Raw genomic sequence first — 19153 nt, 5'->3', positions numbered from 1 at the left:
ATCCCCACGGAGGACACCATGAACGCACAGCGCAGAACAGTCGTCGTCGCCGGTCACGGCATGGTCGGGCACCGGTTCGTCGAGGCCGTCCGCTCCCGGGACGAGTCGGGCCAGTGGCAGGTCGTCGTCCTCGGCGAGGAGAAACTGGCCGCCTACGACCGGGTCGGCCTGTCCTCCTACGTCGGCAACTGGAACGCCGCCTCGCTGGCGCTACCGGGTAACGAGTACGCCGGCGACGAACTGGTCGACCTGCGCCTCGGCCAGCGGGCCGAGGCGATCGACCGGGACGCCCAGAAGGTCACCACCACTTCCGGTGAGGTGCTCGACTACGACGCGCTGGTCCTGGCGACCGGTTCCTACCCGTTCGTACCGCCCGTGCCGGGGCACGAACACCAGGAATGCTTCGTCTACCGGACCATCGAGGACCTGGACGGTATCCGGGCCGCGGCCGACGCGGCCGGGCCGGGCGCCCACGGCGTGGTCGTGGGCGGTGGCCTGCTCGGGCTGGAGGCCGCCAACGCGCTGCGGCTGCTCGGGCTCACCCCGCACGTGGTCGAATACAACGACCGACTGATGCCGGCCCAGATCGATGAAGGCGGCGGCGCGATCCTGGAGAAACTGGTCACCGACCTGGGGCTGCGGGTGCACACCGGGGTGGGCACCGCCGGGATCGAACGCGACGCGGACGCCGGCCCGGCCGAGCGGCTGCGGGTCACCCTGTCCGACGACACCGTGATCGATGCCGCGCTGGTGGTGTTCTCCGCGGGTGTCCGGCCGCGGGATCAGATCGCCCGCGACGCCGGGCTCGAGGTCGGCCCGCGCGGTGGCGTGATCACCGATCTGGGGCTGGCCACGTCCGATCCGAACATCTACGCCATCGGCGAATGCGCCGCGATCGAAGGGGTCTGCTACGGGTTGGTGGCGCCCGGCTACAGCACCGCCGAGATCGTGGCCGACCGCCTGCTGGGTGGTGCCGGTGAGTTCCCCGGCGCCGATATGTCCACCAAGCTCAAACTGCTCGGCGTGGATGTCGCCAGCTTCGGCGACGCGCACGGCACCACCGAAGGCGCACTGTCGGTGGTGTTGCACGACGCCGCCCGGGGTACCTACGCGAAACTGGTGATCTCCGATGACGCGCAGACCCTGCTGGGCGGCATCCTGGTCGGCGATGCCACCCAGTACGCCGCGCTGCGCCCGCTGGTGGGCCGGCCGCTGCCGGCCGAACCGGCCGCGCTCATCTCCCCGGCCGGGGCGGAACTGGGCGCCGACGCGCTGCCCGACGAAGCCCAGATCTGCTCCTGCAACGATGTGAGCAAAGGCGCCATCTGCGGCGCCATCGGCGAGGGAGCCTGCGATATCCCGGCCATCAAGGCCTGCACCAAGGCCGGCACCTCCTGCGGCGGGTGTGTGCCGATGATCAAGAAGGTGCTCGAACAGTCCGGCGTCGAGATGTCCAAGGCGCTGTGCGAGCACTTCGACCAGTCGCGCGCCGAGCTGTTCCAGATCGTGCAGGCCGCCGGTATCCGCACCTTCTCCGAACTCATCGCCCGGCACGGCCGGGGGACCGGTTGCGATATCTGCAAGCCGACGGTCGCCTCGATTCTGGCCTCCACCTCCAGCGATCACATCCTGGAGGGCGAACAGGCCGCGCTACAGGACACCAACGACCACTTCCTGGCCAATATGCAGAAGAACGGCACCTACTCGGTGGTGCCGCGGATGCCGGGCGGCGAGGTGACCCCGGAACAGCTGATCGTGATCGGTGCGGTCGCCAAGGAGTTCGGTCTCTACACCAAGATCACCGGCGGGCAGCGGATCGACCTGTTCGGCGCGCGGGTGGAGCAGCTGCCACTCATCTGGAAGCGCCTGGTGGACGCCGGTATGGAATCCGGCCACGCGTACGGTAAATCGCTGCGCACGGTGAAGAGTTGCGTCGGTTCCACCTGGTGCCGGTACGGCCAGCAGGATTCGGTCGGCATGGCCGTGCTGCTGGAGAAGCGTTACCGCGGGCTCCGGTCGCCGCATAAATTGAAATTGGCCGTGTCCGGTTGCGCCCGCGAATGCGCCGAGGCCCGCGGCAAGGATGTGGGCGTCATCGCCACCGAGAACGGATGGAACCTCTATGTGGGCGGAAACGGCGGCCTGACCCCCAAACACGCGGTGCTGCTCGCGGGCGACCTCGACGACGAGACACTCATCGCCTATATCGATCGCTATCTGATGTTCTACATCCGCACCGCGGATCGGCTGCAGCGCACCGCGCCGTGGCAGGAGGACCTCGGTATCGACTACGTGCGCGAGGTGGTGTGCGAGGACAGCCTCGGGGTCGCCGCCGACCTGGAGCAGGCGATGGCCGACCATGTGGCCGGTTACCGCGACGAGTGGGCCGCGGTCCTCGACGACGAGGAGAAGCTGTCGCGGTTCGTCTCGTTCGTCAACGCCCCGGCCGAGGCCGACCCGACCATCACCTTCGACGACAGCGGTGAGCGCAAGGTCCCGGTACTCCTCGGCCTGCCCGGTATGCCGGGAGGAGGCAGCGGAGCGTAAACCCGCCGGGCCCGCCGGACAGGCGGTAATGGAGACAGCCTGCCCGGTACGCCAGGAGGAGGGAGCAGAGGGGGACCACGCAGGGCGTGCCGGAGGGCCGGATGGGCACAGCCCGGCCTGCTGCGCAGCCGGCGGAGCGCCACCGCGATCGAGGTAGCAGCACACCGGTCGCTACGCACGAGAAATGACGGCTTAACCGTCAGGAAACAGGCCGCCGGTACCAATAGGTAACGGCGTGTGGAGGAGACACCGATGATGCGATCCCTTCGCCTTCGCTTCGGTCTCCGCGGACCGTATGTACCAGCTTCTGAGGAGGCGCTATGACCGTGATCGATACCCCAGTAATTGTTCCGGCCATCACGGGATGGACCCGGGCGTGCCCGCTCGAGTACCTGATCCCCGGCCGCGGCGTGGCGGTGCTGCTGCCCGGCGGCGCCCAGGCGGCCCTGTTCCTGTTGCCCGAGGGCACGTTGTACGCGGTCGGCAATATCGATCCGTTCGGCCGGGCGGCGGTGATGTCGCGCGGGATCGTCGGCGACCGCGGCGGTGAGCCGGTGGTCGCGTCACCGCTGTTGAAGCAGGCCTTCTCCCTGCTCGACGGCCGGTGCCTGGACGACGCGACGACGAGCCTGCCGGTATATTCCGTGCGCGTGGACGACGGACAGGTGTCGATCTCGGACCGGCCCGTGACGGTGGCCCCGGACGGCTGCCCGGTATGACGGTTCCGGAGACGAATGCCTCGCTGGCCGGTTTCACGATCGGTCTCACCGCGGCCCGGCGGGCCGAGGAATTCGCCACCCTGCTCACCCGGCGGGGTGCGTCGGTCGTATCCGCACCGGCCATCCGGATCATCCCGCTCGCCGACGACACCGAACTGGAACGGGTGACCGGTGAGCTGGTCGCCGATCCACCGCAGATCGCGGTGGCCACCACCGGTATCGGTTTTCGCGGCTGGATGGAGGCCGCCGAGGGCTGGGGCCTGGCCGAACAGTTGCGTGCGACCCTGGGCGGCACCCGGATGCTGGCCCGGGGCCCGAAGGCCAAAGGCGCGATCCGGGCCGCGGAACTGCGTGAGGAGTGGTCGCCGGCGTCGGAGTCCTCGGCCGAGGTCCTGGATCATCTGCTCGCCGAAGGCGTCGAGGGCGTGCGGATCGCGGTCCAGCTGCACGGCGCCACCACCGAATGGGAACCGATCCCCGACTTCTGCGAAGTACTGCGGTGTGCGGGCGCCGATGTGGTGCCCGTACCGGTGTACCGGTGGGAGCCGCCCGCCGACCGCGGTCCGATGGATCAGCTGATCGAGGCCGTCGTGACCTCCGCGATCGACTGTGTGACCTTCACCAGTGCCCCGGCCGTGGCCTCGATGCTGATGCGCGCCAAGGAGACCGGGGTCCTGGAGGGGGTGTTGCACGCGCTGCGCAGCCGGGTGCCGGCGGCCTGCGTCGGCCCGATCACCGCGGCCCCGCTCGAGGAACTCGGGGTGCCCACCACGATGCCCGGCCGGGCCCGGCTGGGCGCGCTGGCCCGCCATGTCGCCGAGGAACTTCCGCGCCGGGCCGGGCGGATCAATGCCGCCGGCCACACCATCAGCGTGCGCGGTGCGTGCGTGGTGGTGGACGGCACGGTGAAACAGCTCGCCCCGGCGCCGATGGCGCTGATGCGCTCTTTGGCCCGGCAGCCGGGCCGGGTGGTCTCCCGCGAGGACCTGCTGGCGGCGCTGCCCGGCGGCGGCGACGATACGCACGCGGTGGAGACCGCGATCGCGCGGCTGCGGGCGGGTCTGGGGACCCCCAAGGCGATCCAGACGGTGGTCAAGCGCGGGTACCGGCTGGCCATGGATCCGGCCGAATGTAACGACAACAATGCCGATACGGCGCCACCGGCCCCGGTGCGCAACACGCGCTATGTCCGGACGGTGGTGCCGGGGTGAGGCGGCCACCGCCCGCGCTGGTGCTGGTAGCGCACGGCACCCGCAGTGCCAAGGGCGTGCAGATGATCGCCGCACTGGCCGAAGCGGTCGGGCACGAACTGGACCGGCGGCCCGGCACCCCGGAGACCCGGTGCGGCCACTCCGGCGCGCCGGGTTCCGCCGGCCGCCGCGCGGCCGCGCCCGGCTACTCGAACTGCGGTTGTACGCCCGAGCCGACAGCGGGACCGGCCGCGGACGACTGCGCGAACCCGGCCGTGCGTACCGCGTTCGTCGATGTGCTCGGGCCCTCGCCCGCCGAGGTACTGCGGGATCTGGCGACCCGGGCCGTGGTGGCCGGTGGCTCGGTTCCGGCCGTGGTGGTGCCGGCCTTTCTGGCCTCCGGATACCACGTCTACCAGGATGTGCCCCGCGAGGTCTCCGACAGCGGCCATCCCGCGGTGACGGTCACCGCCGCGATGGGTCCCGACCCCGCACTGGCGAGCATCATGGCCGTCCGGCTGCGGGCGGCCGGTTGGCGGTCCGGCGACGCCGTGGTCTTCGCGGCCGCGGGCTCCTCGGATGCGCGCGCCCGCGCCGATGTGCGCCGCGCCGCCGCCATGCTCACCGCACAGCTCGCGACTCCGGTGCGCACCGCCTACGTCGCCACCGGGGCGCCCCGCGTTCCCGAAGTCGTGGCGCGGCTGCGCGAGGCCGGGCGGGAGCGGGTGTTCATCGCCTCCTATCTCCTCGCGCACGGGCTGTTCCACGAGCGGCTGCACCAGGCGGGTGCGAGCGGGGTGGCCGAGCCGATCGGAGTCCATCCGGCCGTGGTCCGGTTGATCGCGGACCGCTACCGCAGCGCGGTCCGGGACGCGGACCGGCAGCGAGTGCGCTGACCACTTCGCCGCGACCCCCGCGCCGTTCGTCAAGAATCGAGGCCGACGGATCCGTCAGCGCGCGTTGCGCAATCGGATGCCGCTGAAACCCAGGGTGCCGACGGCCAGCGCCTGCCAGAAAGGCGCCAGTTCGGGTAGTACCCGTAGCCGGATACCGGCTTCCTCGTGCAGTGGGAGGAGGTCGCCGACCGGGTCCGGCGGAGCGAGCGGTTCGACTGCTTCGGTGGAGAATCAGACCCGGTACCAGACGAACCGGTCCTTGCGGGTCGGGCCGTACCGGTCGATCTGGTCGAACAGCAGGGCGGCCGGTTCCACGACCGCGCTGCGGCCCTGGGCGTCGTCGTAGGCCACCAGGATCCCGACGAACGCGGCGTGCCCGTCGGCGGTCTGGCGGTACACCACCGCACCGGAATCGCCGGCCTCGGCGCCGAGCGCGTTGGTGGCGTAGAGCCACTCCTCATTGGCCTCGGTGATCGATCCGCACGTCCAGCCGGTGGTTGCGCCGATCTTGCAGATCTCCTGTCCGAGCTGCGGTTTCATATCCACCGTGGACAGCCCGAAGCGGCCCATGGACGCGGCGACGCCGATTCCGTCGTACAGGCGGATCAATCCGAAACCGAACTTCAGGCCCTCGTCCGGTCGATGGGTTTCGAACCAGCCGATCGGGTTACCGACTTTGTCGGTGACGATTCCCTGGTGGTAGCAGTGGCCGGCGGTCACCGCGTACTGGGCCGAGCCGATCGAACCGGTGAGACCCACGGTGCAGCGGGTGGTGACCGCCTTCCCGTTGGCTATCTCGGTGTGCCGGATCTCCATGCCCGGGTACACCGTCACGGTGGGTGCGGCCGCGGTGGGTGCGGCCACCGCCGTGCCGGGGATCAGCGCCGTACCGAAGGCGGCGACTACCGCGCACACGGTGACGGATAGGGGACGCCGGCTCCGCCGCCGCCGGAAAACGCTGAACATCGCGTACCTCGAATTTGCTCGAGCGACCGCCGACGCGGTCGGATCGGGCAGTAAGCGTAGACGATCGGGCGCCACTCTGCCCTTCCGACTCTTCCCAGTCGGTGGAAGTGCGAATCCGGATACGCCGGACCGGTGGAGTGTGGGTGACGGCGGCCACTCCCGCATGTGTAAACAAATGTAAACCACTGGAGAAGCGGCGATTTCCGAAATTTCACCGTCGCTGCCCGGACGGTCCTCCCGGCGGCCGGATCCGGCGTGTCGCCCGATGTTTTCCCAGGAGATCGGCCGCCGCCGCGACTGCGCGCATCCGCGTGCCGTGACAACCGGATTGCGGTGACCTCACAGCTCACCGACCTGCGCTTTTCGATGTGAGAACGGGGTTTGGCCAGGTCGGGCGGCGTCCCTACAGTCGGAACATCAGCTCGATTTCACCGCTTGCAGAAAAGGGGGCGTCGTGGTCGTCTCACGCACTCCGGGCTCGGCGCACACCACTGCGGAACAGCACCCCGGGGCACCGGCGGCCGGGGACGCACTGCTGCGGCTGGGCAAGTATTTCCAGCGCGGCGAGGTCTCCGCGGACCACCGCACCGTGCACAAGGTGGGCGGCCGCGGCGCCGACGAGTTCTATCGGGACCGCTGGTCGCACGACAAGGTGGTGCGCTCCACCCACGGGGTGAACTGCACCGGATCGTGCTCCTGGAAGATCTATGTGAAGGACGGGGTGATCACCTGGGAGTCCCAGCAGACCGACTATCCGTCGGTCGGTTCGGACAAACCCGAATACGAACCCCGCGGCTGCCCGCGCGGCGCCTCCTTCTCCTGGTACACCTACTCACCGGCCCGGGTGCGGTACCCCTACGTCCGCGCCACACTGCTGGAGTTGTACCGGGAAGCCAAGACCAGACTGAAGGACCCGGTACTGGCGTGGGCCGATCTGGTCGAGGACCCCGAACGCGCCCGCCGGTACAAGGCCGCCCGCGGCAAGGGCGGTTTCGTGCGCGCCGAATGGTGGGAGGCCGCCGAGATCGCGGCCGCGGCCCACGTCCACACCATCAAGAAGTACGGACCCGACCGCGTCGCCGGATTCTCCCCGATCCCGGCCATGTCGATGGTCAGTCACGCGGTCGGCGCCCGGTTCATCTCGCTGCTCGGCGGGTCGATGCTGTCGTTCTACGACTGGTACGCCGATCTGCCGGTGGCCTCGCCCCAGGTATTCGGCGACCAGACCGATGTCCCGGAGTCGGCGGACTGGTTCGACGCCGCATACCTGATCATGTGGGGTTCCAATGTGCCGGTGACCCGTACTCCGGACGCGCACTACATGACCGAGGCCCGCTATCGCGGTCAGAAGGTGGTGGTGGTCTCCCCGGATTACGCCGACAACACCAAGTTCGCCGACGAATGGGTCGCCGCCCGGCCCGGAACCGACGCCGCGCTGGCCATGGCCATGGGTCATGTGGTGCTGCGGGAGTTCTTCGTCGATCGGGAGACGCCCCGGTTCCTGGACTACGTCCGCAGATACACCGATCTGCCCTTCCTGATCACCCTGGACGACGGCGCGGACGGGGTGGCGGTGCCCGGGAAGTTCCTGACCGCCGCCGATCTGGGCAACACCGACGAGGGCGCGGAGTTCCGGACCGTCCTGCTCGACGGGGCGGGCGTACCGGTGGTGCCCAACGGTTCGCTGGGGGACCGGTTCGGTGAGAACGGCACCGGACGCTGGAACCTCGATCTCGGGGGTGTCGAGCCACTCCTGACGCTGTACGGCCGCACCGACGACGCTGCGGCCGTACAGTTCCCCCGCTTCGATACCGATGCCGCGGGCGTCGTGACCCGCGGCGTGCCGACCGCGACGGTCGCCGGGAAACGGGTCACCACGGTGTTCGATCTGCTGTTGGCGCAGTACGCGGTGGGCCGGCCGGGCCTGCCCGGCACCTGGCCGGCCGGCTACGACGACGCCACCGAGCCCTACACCCCCGCCTGGCAGGAAGCCGTCACCGGTGTCCCGGCCGCGCAGGCCCGGCGGATCGCGCGGGAATTCGCCGACAATGCCGACCGGTCCGGTGGCCGCTCCATGATCCTGATGGGCGCCGGGACCAATCACTGGTTCCACTCCGACCAGATCTACCGGTCCTTCTTCACCCTGACCCTGCTCACCGGCTGCCAGGGCGTGAACGGCGGTGGCTGGGCGCATTATGTGGGCCAGGAGAAGTGCCGTCCGGTGACCGGCTGGTCCACCCTCGCGTTCGGGCTGGACTGGCAGCGCCCGCCACGCCAGATGCAGGGCACGGTGTTCTGGTATCTGACCAACGACCAGTGGCGCTACGACCCGTTCACCGCCGACGTTTTCTCCTCACCGCTGGGGAAGGGGAAGTTCGCGGGCCGGACGGCGGCGGACAATATCGCGCTGGCGACCCGGCTGGGCTGGATGCCCTCGTACCCGACGTTCGATCGAAACCCGCTCGACCTGGCCGACGAGGCCGAAACGGCCGGCCGGACCGCGGCCGAGCATGTGGTGGACGGACTGAAATCCGGCGAGCTGCGGTTCGCCTGTGAAGACCCCGACGCCCCGGAGAACTTCCCGCGCGTGCTCACCGTCTGGCGGGCCAATCTGCTCGGCTCCTCCGGTAAGGGCAACGAGTACTTCCACCGGCATCTGCTCGGCGCGGATTCCAATCTGCAGACCACCGACACCACCGGGGTGCGGCCGGAGGAACTGGTCTGGCGCGAGGAAGCGGCCACCGGGAAACTCGATCTGCTGCTCTCGCTGGACTTCCGGATGACCAGCACCACGCTGTTCTCCGATATCGTGCTCCCGGCCGCCACCTGGTACGAGAAATACGATCTGTCCTCGACGGATATGCATCCGTTCGTGCACGCCTTCACGCCGGCCATCTCGCCGCCGTGGGAGGCGAAAACCGATTTCGAGGCATTCCACCGGATCGCCCGCGGCTTCTCCTGGCTGGCCGAGAAACATCTCGGGGTGCGCAAGGACATCGTCGCGGTGCCGCTGCAGCATGATTCACCGGATGCCATGGCCCAGGCCGGGGGACGGGTGCTGGACTGGAAGGCCGGGGAATGCGAACCGGTCCCGGGCAAGACCATGCCGAAACTGGTGGTCGTCGAACGGGATTATTCGAAGATCGCGGAGAAGATGGCCGCGCTGGGACCGCTGGTGGAAACCCTCGGACTCACCGTCAAGGGCGTCACCACCCATCCCGGCGCCGAAGTGGAATACCTGGCCGGGGCGAACGGGACCGTGGTGTCCGGGGTGGCGCAGGGCCGGCCCTCGCTGGCCCAGGACAGGCATGCCGCCGAGGCGATCCTCGCGCTGTCCGGTACCACCAACGGGCGGCTCGCCGTCGAGGGCTTCCAGGCCCTGGAACGCCGCACCGGTACCGAACTCGCCGATCTGGCGGCCGAACACGAGGGCAAGCGGATCACTTTCGCCGATACGCAGGCGCGGCCGGTACCGGTGATCACCTCACCGGAGTGGTCGGGCAGCGAAACCGGCGGGCGCCGCTATTCGCCGTTCACCATCAACACCGAACGGCTCAAGCCGTGGCATACGCTCACCGGCCGCCAGCACTTCTATCTCGACCACGACTGGATGATCGAACTCGGCGAACAACTGCCGACCTTCCGGCCGCCCCTGGACATGACCGCACTGTTCGCCGAACCCGCCGTCGGCGATATCGGCGACCGCGGGGTCACCGTGCGCTACCTGACCCCGCACTCCAAATGGTCGATCCATTCGGCCTACCAGGACAACCTGCATATGCTGACCCTCTCCCGCGGCGGCCAGACCATCTGGATGTCGGAGAAGGACGCCGCCAAGATCGGGGTGGCCGACAACGACTGGATCGAGGCGATCAACCGCAACGGTGTGGTGGTGGCCCGGGCCATCGTCTCGCACCGGATGCCCGAGGGCACCGTGTTCATGTACCACGCGCAGGACCGGGCCGTGGACGTCCCGCGGATCGAGGGGACCGCGGCGAAGGGCGAAACCTTCACCGGTAAAGGCAAACGCGGCGGTATCCACAACGCGCTCACCCGGATCATGATCAAACCCACGCATCTGATCGGCGGTTACGCCCAGCAGTCGTTCGCGCTGAACTATCACGGCCCGACCGGTAATCAGCGCGACGAGGTCACCACCATCCGCCGCCGCAGCCAGCAGGTGGAGTACTGACGTGATCGGGTCGAGCGCGGAGGCGGTAGCGCAGCGTAACCACGTAGCGCTCCTGATCACGTCGAAAGAAACACTGATGCGCCGCCACCACGAGCTACCCGCGACCCCGGAGGACTGATATGCGAGTGATGGCGCAACTGGCCATGGTCATGAACCTCGACAAATGCATCGGCTGCCACACCTGTTCGGTCACCTGTAAACAGGCGTGGACCAACCGCGGCGGGACCGAGTACGTCTGGTTCAACAATGTGGAGACCCGGCCCGGCCAGGGTTATCCGCGGCAGTACGAGGACCAGGAGAAGTGGAAGGGCGGCTGGACACTCGACAGACGTGGCCGGCTCACGCTGAAATCGGGCTCCCGGCTCAAACGGCTGCTCAATATCTTCGCCAACCCCGACCTGCCGACCATCGAGGACTACTACGAGCCCTGGAGCTACGAGTACGACAATCTGCTGTCCTCCCCGGCCATCGACACCACCCCGGTGGCGCGGCCGAAATCGCTGATCACCGGGGACGATACGAAGGTCACCTGGGGTGCCAACTGGGACGACGATCTGGGATCGGGGCCCGACCAGGTCGGCCGGGACCCGCTGCTGGCCCGGGTCTCCGAACAGGTGAAGCTCGAATTCGACAAAACCTTCATGTTCTATCTGCCGCGGATCTGCGAGCACTGCCTCAATCCGTCGTGCGCCGCGTCCTGCCCGTCCGGGGCGATCTACAAACGATCCGAGGACGGGATCGTCCTGGTGGACCAGGACAAATGCCGCGGCTGGCGGCAGTGCACGACCGGCTGCCCCTACAAGAAGATCTACTTCAACCACAAAACCGGTAAAGCCGAGAAATGCACCTTCTGCTATCCGCGGGTGGAGGTCGGTATCCCGACGGTGTGCTCGGAGACCTGTGTCGGCCGGCTGCGCTATATCGGCGTGATGCTCTACGACGCCGACGCTGTCCTCGCGGCGGCGTCGGTCACCGAGGACCAGGATCTGTACCCCGCCCAGCTCGGCGTCTTCCTGAACCCGCACGACCCACGGGTCGTCGCGGAGGCCGAACGCGCCGGTATCTCCCCGGAATGGATCCAGGCCGCGCAGGACTCGCCGGTCTACAAACTCATCGTCGACTACCAGATCGCGCTGCCGCTGCACCCGGAATACCGCACCATGCCGATGGTCTGGTACGTCCCGCCGCTGTCGCCGGTGGTGGACGTGCTGGCGGAGACCGGGCACGACGGTGAGGATCACGCCAACCTCTTCGGCGCGATCGACGCGCTGCGGATCCCGGTGGAGTACCTGGCCGAACTATTCACCGCCGGCGATATCGGCCCGGTGCGGGCGGCGCTGCAACGACTGGCCGGAATGCGCGCGTTCATGCGCTCGATCAACCTCGGTCAGGAACCCGATCCGGCCATCGCGCCGTCGGTCCGGCTGGAGCCCGAAGAGATCGAAGCCATGTACCGGCTGCTGGCCATCGCGAAATACGAGCACCGCTATGTGATCCCGACCGGCGCGAGTGCGCGAGCCCACGAACTGGATTCGCTGGCGACCGGATGCAGCCTGGACACCGACGGGGGTCCGGGGATGACAGCGTTCGACCAGATGGTGGAGAAATTCCACCTCACCGATACCAACGGCGCCGCGCCGGAGGCGAAAACCGGCCGGATCAACCTGTTGAACTGGGACGGGCAGAGCACCGACGGGCTGGTGCCCGCCGGTGTGAGCGGCTCGACCGGCGCGGCGAATGAGGGCGGTATCGGCGACCGAGGCGCGCGCCGAGGTACGAACGGACACCGCTCGAACGGGCGGGCGGCAAACGGAGACGTCGCGAGCGGGCAGGCGGACAACGGAGTCGGTGCGAATGGGCGGACGGCGAACGGAGTCGGCCCGGACGAGCGGACGGCGAACGGAGTCGGCGGAAGTGACCGCAACGGAACCGACAGCTCCGGCGGACCGAACGAGAACGATCCCGGTGTGTCGGCGAACGGTGACGCGGCGGCCTCCGAACCCACGGAGGTCCGGCGATGAGGCGATACCTCCGTGGCTTTGTTGAAACTGCGCCGACGGTGTGGAACTGCTGCGAGGAGTGGTCGGTGGCTTTGTTGAAACTGCGCCGACGGCCCGAACCGGCACTGGCGATGAGCGAACGGGACCGGCGGATCGTCTGGCGCACCGCCGCGCTGCTGCTGGACTACCCCGGCCCCGGGCTGCGCTCGACGATGGACGGGATCGAGGCGGCGATTGGGGAACTACCGGAGCCGGTGCGTACGCAACTGCTGGATTTCTGTGACCACGTGCGCGCCACACCCGAACTCGAACTGGCCGCCCGCTACGTCGAAACCTTCGATATGCGGCGCCGCGCCAGCCTGCACCTGACCTTCTACGCCTACGGCGACACCCGCAAGCGGGGGATGGCGCTGCTGCGTTTCAAACACGCCTACCGGCACGCCGGGGTGGAACTCGGCGACACCGAACTGCCCGATCATCTGCCCGTTCTCTTGGAATTCGCGGCCACCGTCGATCCGATCGGCGGCGAACGCCTGCTCGGTGAACACGTGCCGGTGCTGGAACTGTTGCGCTTGTCGCTGGCGGACAATGCTTCCCCCTACGCGTGGGTGCTGGCCGCGGTCGTCGCCACCCTGGCCCCGCCCACCACGGCGGATCGGCGCCGGATCGCCGAACTCGCCGCCCAGGGACCGCCGGAGGAAGAGGTCGGGCTCGAACCCTTCGCCCTGGATCCGACGATGCCCGAACAATCGGAAGGTTCGATACCTCCGCCTGCGCTACGGCCTCCGCGGACCGTATGAGCCTGCTCGGAGGAGAAACCCGATGAGGCGATACCTCCGCCTGCGCTACGGCCTCCGCCGGCGATACCCCCGCCTGCGCTACGGCCTCCGTCGACCCCATGAATCTGCTCGGAGGAGAACCTCATGACTACCACCCTGTGGCTGACCCTGCCCTTCGTGGCGTTCACCTCCTTTGTGCTCGGCCATATCTGGCGGTACCGCACCGACCAGTTCGGCTGGACCACCCGGTCCTCGCAGATCTACGAATCACGCCTGTTGCGGATGGGTAGCCCGCTGTTCCATTTCGGCATGCTCGGGGTGTTCTTCGGCCATGTGCTCGGCGTACTGATTCCCGAATCGTGGACCGAAGCGGTGGGTATCAGTGAGCACATGTACCACCTGATCGCGGTCGGCGCGGGCACCGTGGCCGGGCTGATGGTCCTCACCGGTATCGGCATCCTGCTCTACCGCCGGTTCACCGTCCCGGCGGTGCGCAAGGCGACCACGGCCAACGACAAGTTCATGTACTTCCTGCTCGGCGGCGCCCTGATCACCGGTCTGCTCAACACCGTGGGCAGCAATCTGCTGTGGGGTACCTACAACTACCGGGAAACCGTATCCCCGTGGTTCCGGAGCCTGTTCACCGCGAGCCCACAGCCCGAACTGATGGTCGGCACCCCGTGGACGTTCCAGGCGCACGGCCTGTTCGTGCTCGCGCTGCTCGCGGTATGGCCGTACACCCGGTTGGTGCACATGTTCTCCGCCCCGGTCGGCTACCTGGTCCGGCCGTATGTGGTGTATCGCAGCAAGGAGGTCGCGGGGCCGGACACACGCCGCTACGCCCGCGCCTGGGACGCGCCGGTCACCCCGGACCGCTGGAGCTGAACCCGCAATCCCCGAGCCGGGGCTCGATGAAACTCGACTTCCTGAGGAGCGCCGTCGTGCTCGATCCACGCGCACCGCAGACGCTCGGAGTGGCGGTAGGATACCGGAAAGTGCTGAGGGAGAAGGGGTCACATGAGTCGCCCGTACAGTCCGCCTCCGCAACAGCCGGGAAATCCGGCGCCCCTGTGGAACTGGTCGGCGCCCCCGCCCAATGGCTACCCGATGCCGGCACCCGGCTTTCCTGGTCCCCGCTACGACACGCCCGGCGGTGACAATCGCCAGACCCCGCCGGGTGGGTGGACCGGAATCTCCGCCGGAATACTCGCCCTGCTCGAAGGCGCGGCCGGAGCGGCGGCAGCCATTGCGAAGCTCCTGCTCGATTTCGGCCCCGTGGGCGTCGCAGTGGGGACTGCGTACGGTGTACTGGCAATGGTACTGCTGATCGGCGGTGGGCTTCTGCTCCGTCGCAGCAATGCCGGACGCCTGCTGATCATCTGTGGATGCGTCGCTGCGATCCCCCTCTCGGTCCTCGGTCCCGGCCCGGTCGCAGGCATCGTGGGCATAGCCCTCACCGGTATCGGCCTTGTGATCACGTTGATTCTCGCCGCGCTGAGTTCCACCAAGCGGTGGATCGCTTCCGAACGCACGCCTGCGGTGACGGCCACCGGTGCGCCGTATAGGTACCGCTGACGGCGCCCCTTCAGCGATCTCGATCACACCGAGGCACTACACCAGGGCGATGAACTCGACGTGGTCGTCGTCGCGGGCCCCCGCGGGCACGATGACCAGGCCGTCGCGGTCGATGAGACCGCCGAGATGGGCGGTGCGGATCGCCGGATCGCCCACCCAGCCGCCGCCGGGCCGGGTCGCGTACCGGGCGGGCACGATCCGCGCCACCGGGCCGGAGATCTCGCCCGCGTTGCGCAGTGGTCCGCGGGCCCGGCGAGGTGCGGGGGCGCCGGTACGGCCGCCGACGATCGCGGGTACCAGGGCGAGCAGGGTCGCGATCGCCGCGTAAGGGTTGCCGGGTAGGCCGAGAACCGTTGTTGTGGAGGAGAGTTCGGCGACGACGGTGGAACCGCCCGGGCGCAGGGCGAGCCGGGACACCAGGAGGCGGGCCCCACAGCGGTCGATCGCGCCACGGAGCTGATCGGCGGCGCCCCCACCGGTCGCACCGACCACGACCACGAGATCGCAGTCGGCCGCAGTGGCCAGCACCTGGTCGAAACCGTGGGCGGTATCACGCAGATGCACCCGGTCGAGCACCGGGACGCCGTGGGTGGCGAGCAGATCGGGCAGGATCGGGCCGATCGAATCGCGGGTTTGCCCGGCCTGCAGAGGACCGCTGCTGCGGATCTCGTCGCCGGTCATGACGATACGCGCCCGGACCGGGCCGCGAACCGTGGCGGTGGTGATCTCGACGGCCGCGGCGGCCGAGACGAGCGCGGGGGTCACCGCGGTGCCGGCCGGTGCGATCTCATCGCCGGGAGTGCGGTCCTCGCCGCGGCGGCGGATATCCGAGCGCAGCGGGGTCTCCGGGAGCCGGTGCAATACGCGGTTGTCGGCGATCCGGGCGAATTCATCACGCAGTACCAGGGTAGTGCCCTCCGGGACCTGGGCGCCGGTAGCGATCCGCACCGCTTCACCCGGACGCAACCCGTCGGGTCGTTGCCCGCCGGCGAAACCGATATCGGCGCGCAGCTCCCACGGACCGTCTCCCGCGACGGCATATCCGTCCATGGCCGAGACATCGAAGCGGGGTAGGGCCTCGGCGGCGATGAGCGGTGCGGCGAGGGCGGCCCCGCGTGCCGCGTGCAGATCCGCCTCTCGTTCGGGGAGCCGGGACAGGCCGGCACGCAGCAGCTCCCGGGCCTCGTCGAGTGATACCGCCGCGATAGCGGCCCGGGGAGCGGCGGGCACGGAATCGCCGGTGCCCCGGTCGCCGAGTGCGCTGCGGGCGGCGGCGATCTCGCCGGGGGTATCGCAGTCGTCGACCCCGGGCAGTTCCACGATATTCGTGCGGCGCGGAACCAGGGCCTTCATCGGCTGGTTGAGCACGCTGTCGAGTTCGGCGAGCCGGGTCGCGAGCGGTTCGGTCCGCCATACACCGATCAGATACTGGGGGCGTCCGGAAGGGTCGGCGGCGAACACCGCGTCGAAATCGGCACTCTGCCGCACCAATTCACCGATCGCCGCGTCGGTCAGGAACGGGAGGTCCGCGGCGAGGACGACGATCCGGGGCGCGGGTTCGGCACCGAGCGCGGCCAGGCCCGCCGCGACCGCCGCGACCGGGCCCGAGCCGGGCTCCGGCTCCCGGGTCTGCACGATATGCGCGGCGAGCTCCGGGCGCGGCGGCCCGACCACCACCGTCCGCCCGAGGGAGGCCACCGCGGCCAGGGCCGTCTGCAGCATGGACCGTCCACCGACCACGAGGCCCGGTTTGTCGACGCCGCCCATCCGGCTGGCCCGCCCCCCGGCGAGCACGATCACGTCCGGGGCCAGCGGAGAATTCGGCATACGGTCATGCTATTCGCCGTCTGGGACGATGGGCGTTCCGGAGGCGCTGTCCGCCGGTTTTTCCGGGCCGGTGAGGACCACTCCGCGTCGCCGGTCCGCCCGGCGCCGGACCCCGGTGCGCACTACTCTCCCTCCCGAGGACCGGATTCCGGTTCCGTCCGACATGAGGGGGTCGCCGATGCGACAAATACTCAGGGGGATGGTGCTGTCCCTGCTGCTGGTGCTCGCCGGGGCCACGCAGGTGGGTGTGGCGACGGCGCAGGATCCCGACCGGCCGGTGGTCCGGGTCGGCACCGAGGGCACCTATCCGCCGTTCTCGTTCCACGATCCGCGCAGCCGGCAGCTGACCGGTTACGACATCGAGGTGATCGAGGCGATCGCCGACCGGGCCGGTTGGGATCTCCGATTCGTCGAGACCCAATGGGACGCGATTTTTCCCGCGCTGGACTCCGGCCGGATCGACGTCATCGCCAACCAGGTCTCGGTCAACGACGAGCGCCGGGCGAAATACGGCCTGTCCGATACCTACACCTATTCCCACGGTGTGATCGTCCGGCGCACCGGCGACGAGCGCATCCGGACCCTGGACGATCTGGCCGGCCGGACCACCGCGCAGTCGAGCACCAGCAACTGGGCCCGGGTGGCGCGCGACGCGGGAGCCGAGGTCGAAGCGGTCGAAGGGTTCACGCAGGCGGCCGCGCTGCTCACCCAGGGCCGGGTCGACGCGATCGTCAACGACAACATCGCCGTGCTCGACTACCTGGCCGGCACCGGGTCCACGGATATCGAGATCGTCGGTGACGCCGGGGCGGAGACCAGCGAACAGGTCCTCGCCTTCCGCGAGGACGACTCGGCACTGCTCGATCAGGCGAACCGGGCGATCGCGGCGCTGGCCGCCGACGGGACGCTCACCGCCATCTCGCAGAAATACTTCCGGGCCGATGTGTCGGTACCCGACGGCGGCAGCGCCGACCTGTCCGAGGGGCGCGGCCACCGCGACACCTGGGAAGTGCTGCGCGGCGCGGCGTGGCCGATGTTCGTCGGGCTGGTGAAGGTGACGATCCCGCTGACCGCGCTGAGTTTCGCGATCGGGCTGGTGCTCGCACTGCTGGTCGCGCTCGCGCGGATCTCCTCCTACCGGCTCCTGGCCGGACCGGCCCGCGCGTTCATCTCGATCATTCGCGGTACACCGCTGCTGGTCCAGCTGTTCATCGTCTTCTACGGGCTGCCCCAGATCGGGTTGAAATTCGATCCGTTCCTCGCGGCCGTGATCGCGTTCAGTCTCAATGTGGCCGGCTACGCGGCCGAGGTGATCCGGTCGGCGATCCTGTCCGTGCCGAAGGGACAGTTCGAGGCGGCGGCCACCGTCGGCCTCGGCTACGCGCAGACGCTGCGCCGCATCGTCCTTCCACAGGCGACCAGGACCGCGGTGCCGCCGCTCTCCAACACCTTGCTCTCACTGCTCAAGGACACCTCCCTGGGCTCGGTGGTCCTGCTGACCGAACTGTTCCGGGAAGCTCAGCTCGCGGCGGCCGAGAGCAATGAGTTCCTCGCGCTCTACACGTTCGCCGCGCTGTACTACTGGGTGATCTGCGTGGCCCTTTCCGCCGGTCAGAAACGACTGGAGACCCGACTCGACAGGTATGTGGCCAAATGACCGACACCACCGACCAGAACACCGAGCCCGCCCGGATCCGGGTGCGTGGCCTGGAGAAGTCCTTCGGCGACCGGCAGGTGCTGCGCGGTATCGACTTCGAGTCCCGGCGGGGGACCGCGACCGTCCTGCTGGGCCCTTCGGGGTCGGGTAAGACCACGGTGCTGCGCTCACTGAACGTGCTGGACACGCCGGAGCGGGGAGTGGTCGGCATCGACGATGTGGAGATCGACTTCGCCCGGCTGCCCCGCGGCCGGGCGGGGCGCCGGGAGGCGAGCCGGTTGCGCGCCCAGAGCGGAATGGTCTTCCAGTCGCACAATCTCTTCCCGCACCGCACGGTGCTGGAGAACATCGTCGAAGGTCCGGTCGTCGCCCAGCGGCGGCCCCGGGAGGAAGCGGTCGCCGAGGCACGAACCCTGTTGGCGCAGGTGGGTCTGGCCGACCGTGCGGAGGCCTACCCGTTCCAGCTCTCGGGAGGCCAGCAGCAGCGGGTCGGGATCGCGCGGGCCCTGGCGTTGAAACCGCGGGTGGTGCTGTTCGACGAGCCGACCTCGGCGCTGGATCCCGAACTGGTCGGTGAGGTGCTGGCGGTGATCAAGGACCTGGCCACCCAGGACTGGACGATGGTGATCGTCACCCATGAGATCCGGTTCGCGCGGCAGGTGGCCGATCAGGTCCTGTTCCTCGACGAGGGCGTCATCGTCGAGCGGGGCCCGGCGGACCAGGTGATCGGCGAGCCACGGGAAGAGCGGACACGGCGTTTCCTGCAACGCGTGCTCGAACCCGGCTGACCGGCCCGGCGCCGCAC

Annotated in this window: 13 protein-coding genes and 1 pseudogene; 11 read left to right on the top strand and 3 right to left on the bottom strand. The window is 69.0% G+C overall.

Translation table 11 applies throughout. The annotated features are described in order from the left end of the window. Nucleotides 1-18 precede the first annotated feature (18 nt). From nirB to IG75_RS0123635, 4 genes are all read left to right on the top strand, one after another. The gene (gene nirB / locus IG75_RS0123650) at nucleotides 19-2547 is read left to right on the top strand and encodes a nitrite reductase large subunit NirB (RefSeq protein ID WP_030523407.1); all 2529 of its coding nucleotides are present in this window, start codon (nucleotides 19-21) and stop codon (nucleotides 2545-2547) included. Nucleotides 2548-2867: 320 nt separating this feature from the next. Further along, a complete protein-coding gene (gene nirD, locus IG75_RS0123645) occupies nucleotides 2868-3266 on the top strand; it encodes a nitrite reductase small subunit NirD (RefSeq protein ID WP_030523408.1) in 399 nt (132 codons plus the stop codon). Beyond that, nucleotides 3263-4477, top strand: coding sequence for a uroporphyrinogen-III synthase (locus IG75_RS0123640; RefSeq protein ID WP_030525952.1), 1215 nt, complete (start codon nucleotides 3263-3265; stop codon nucleotides 4475-4477). The genes nirD and IG75_RS0123640 overlap by 4 nt, the downstream gene beginning before the upstream one ends. Nucleotides 4478-4539: 62 nt before the next feature. Then, complete coding sequence (locus IG75_RS0123635; protein WP_051714879.1) at nucleotides 4540-5352, top strand: sirohydrochlorin chelatase; 813 nt, start codon at nucleotides 4540-4542, stop codon at nucleotides 5350-5352. 54 nt (nucleotides 5353-5406) lie between these two features. Here the strand turns inward: IG75_RS0123635 and IG75_RS40775 are convergent. Both IG75_RS40775 and IG75_RS0123630 read right to left on the bottom strand, forming a co-directional pair. Then, nucleotides 5407-5568 (bottom strand): annotated as a pseudogene (locus IG75_RS40775) (DUF6886 family protein); the annotation flags it as partial. A gap of 15 nt (nucleotides 5569-5583) precedes the next feature. Next, complete coding sequence (locus IG75_RS0123630) at nucleotides 5584-6318, bottom strand: chymotrypsin family serine protease (RefSeq protein WP_030523411.1); 735 nt, start codon at nucleotides 6316-6318, stop codon at nucleotides 5584-5586. A 454-nt stretch (nucleotides 6319-6772) separates the two neighbouring features. On the opposite strand from IG75_RS0123630, the gene IG75_RS0123625 reads away from it, so the two are divergent. From IG75_RS0123625 to IG75_RS0123600, 5 genes are all read left to right on the top strand, one after another. Continuing rightward, on the top strand, nucleotides 6773-10510 hold the full coding sequence (locus IG75_RS0123625; protein ID WP_030523412.1) for a nitrate reductase subunit alpha: 3738 nt from the start codon (nucleotides 6773-6775) through the stop codon (nucleotides 10508-10510). A gap of 119 nt (nucleotides 10511-10629) precedes the next feature. Then, nucleotides 10630-12531, top strand: a complete 1902-nt coding sequence (narH, locus tag IG75_RS0123615) for a nitrate reductase subunit beta (RefSeq protein WP_081877072.1) — start codon at nucleotides 10630-10632, stop codon at nucleotides 12529-12531. Between the two features lie 65 nt (nucleotides 12532-12596). Next, a complete protein-coding gene (gene narJ, locus IG75_RS0123610) occupies nucleotides 12597-13310 on the top strand; it encodes a nitrate reductase molybdenum cofactor assembly chaperone (RefSeq protein ID WP_051714878.1) in 714 nt (237 codons plus the stop codon). A gap of 123 nt (nucleotides 13311-13433) precedes the next feature. Further along, nucleotides 13434-14174: a respiratory nitrate reductase subunit gamma gene (gene narI / locus IG75_RS0123605; RefSeq protein ID WP_030523415.1), complete on the top strand. Its 741-nt coding sequence runs from the start codon at nucleotides 13434-13436 to the stop codon at nucleotides 14172-14174. Nucleotides 14175-14396: 222 nt separating this feature from the next. Further along, nucleotides 14397-14864 carry a hypothetical protein gene (locus IG75_RS0123600; RefSeq protein WP_030523416.1) on the top strand — a complete coding sequence of 156 codons (468 nt, stop codon included), beginning with the start codon at nucleotides 14397-14399 and terminating at the stop codon, nucleotides 14862-14864. Nucleotides 14865-14900: 36 nt separating this feature from the next. Here the strand turns inward: IG75_RS0123600 and IG75_RS0123595 are convergent, their stop codons facing one another. Continuing rightward, entirely contained in the window at nucleotides 14901-16691 is a 1791-nt protein-coding gene (locus IG75_RS0123595) for an NTP transferase domain-containing protein (RefSeq protein ID WP_030523417.1), read from the bottom strand. Between the two features lie 199 nt (nucleotides 16692-16890). Between IG75_RS0123595 and IG75_RS38455 the strand changes: the two genes are divergently transcribed. Further along, entirely contained in the window at nucleotides 16891-18348 is a 1458-nt protein-coding gene (locus tag IG75_RS38455) for an ABC transporter substrate-binding protein/permease (RefSeq protein WP_245713269.1), read from the top strand. Further along, a complete protein-coding gene (locus IG75_RS0123585; protein WP_030523419.1) occupies nucleotides 18345-19136 on the top strand; it encodes an amino acid ABC transporter ATP-binding protein in 792 nt (263 codons plus the stop codon). Before IG75_RS38455 ends, IG75_RS0123585 begins: the two co-directional genes overlap by 4 nt. The last annotated feature ends 17 nt before the right edge of the window (nucleotides 19137-19153 follow it).

The sequence above is a fragment of the Nocardia rhamnosiphila NBRC 108938 genome (assembly GCF_000720425.1).
In the GTDB taxonomy this organism is placed as follows: domain Bacteria; phylum Actinomycetota; class Actinomycetes; order Mycobacteriales; family Mycobacteriaceae; genus Nocardia; species Nocardia rhamnosiphila.
Note: the sequence above shows the minus strand (reverse complement) of the source record. Positions and strands in the feature narration are given on the sequence as shown.

What these genes read in the sequence shown, in the direction of transcription:
- IG75_RS38455 (WP_245713269.1), top strand. Translation starts at nt 16,891, where the DNA reads ATGGTGCTGTCCCTGCTGCTGGTGCTCGCCGGGGCCACGCAGGTGGGT.
- IG75_RS0123600 (WP_030523416.1), top strand. Translation starts at nt 14,397, where the DNA reads ATGCCGGCACCCGGCTTTCCTGGTCCCCGCTACGACACGCCCGGCGGT.
- IG75_RS0123595 (WP_030523417.1), bottom strand. Translation starts at nt 16,691, where the DNA reads ATGCCGAATTCTCCGCTGGCCCCGGACGTGATCGTGCTCGCCGGGGGG.
- nirD (WP_030523408.1), top strand. Translation starts at nt 2,868, where the DNA reads ATGACCGTGATCGATACCCCAGTAATTGTTCCGGCCATCACGGGATGG.
- IG75_RS0123585 (WP_030523419.1), top strand. Translation starts at nt 18,345, where the DNA reads ATGACCGACACCACCGACCAGAACACCGAGCCCGCCCGGATCCGGGTG.
- nirB (WP_030523407.1), top strand. Translation starts at nt 19, where the DNA reads ATGAACGCACAGCGCAGAACAGTCGTCGTCGCCGGTCACGGCATGGTC.
- IG75_RS0123635 (WP_051714879.1), top strand. Translation starts at nt 4,540, where the DNA reads ATGATCGCCGCACTGGCCGAAGCGGTCGGGCACGAACTGGACCGGCGG.
- narI (WP_030523415.1), top strand. Translation starts at nt 13,434, where the DNA reads ATGACTACCACCCTGTGGCTGACCCTGCCCTTCGTGGCGTTCACCTCC.
- narH (WP_081877072.1), top strand. Translation starts at nt 10,630, where the DNA reads ATGCGAGTGATGGCGCAACTGGCCATGGTCATGAACCTCGACAAATGC.
- IG75_RS0123640 (WP_030525952.1), top strand. Translation starts at nt 3,263, where the DNA reads ATGACGGTTCCGGAGACGAATGCCTCGCTGGCCGGTTTCACGATCGGT.
- IG75_RS0123630 (WP_030523411.1), bottom strand. Translation starts at nt 6,318, where the DNA reads ATGTTCAGCGTTTTCCGGCGGCGGCGGAGCCGGCGTCCCCTATCCGTC.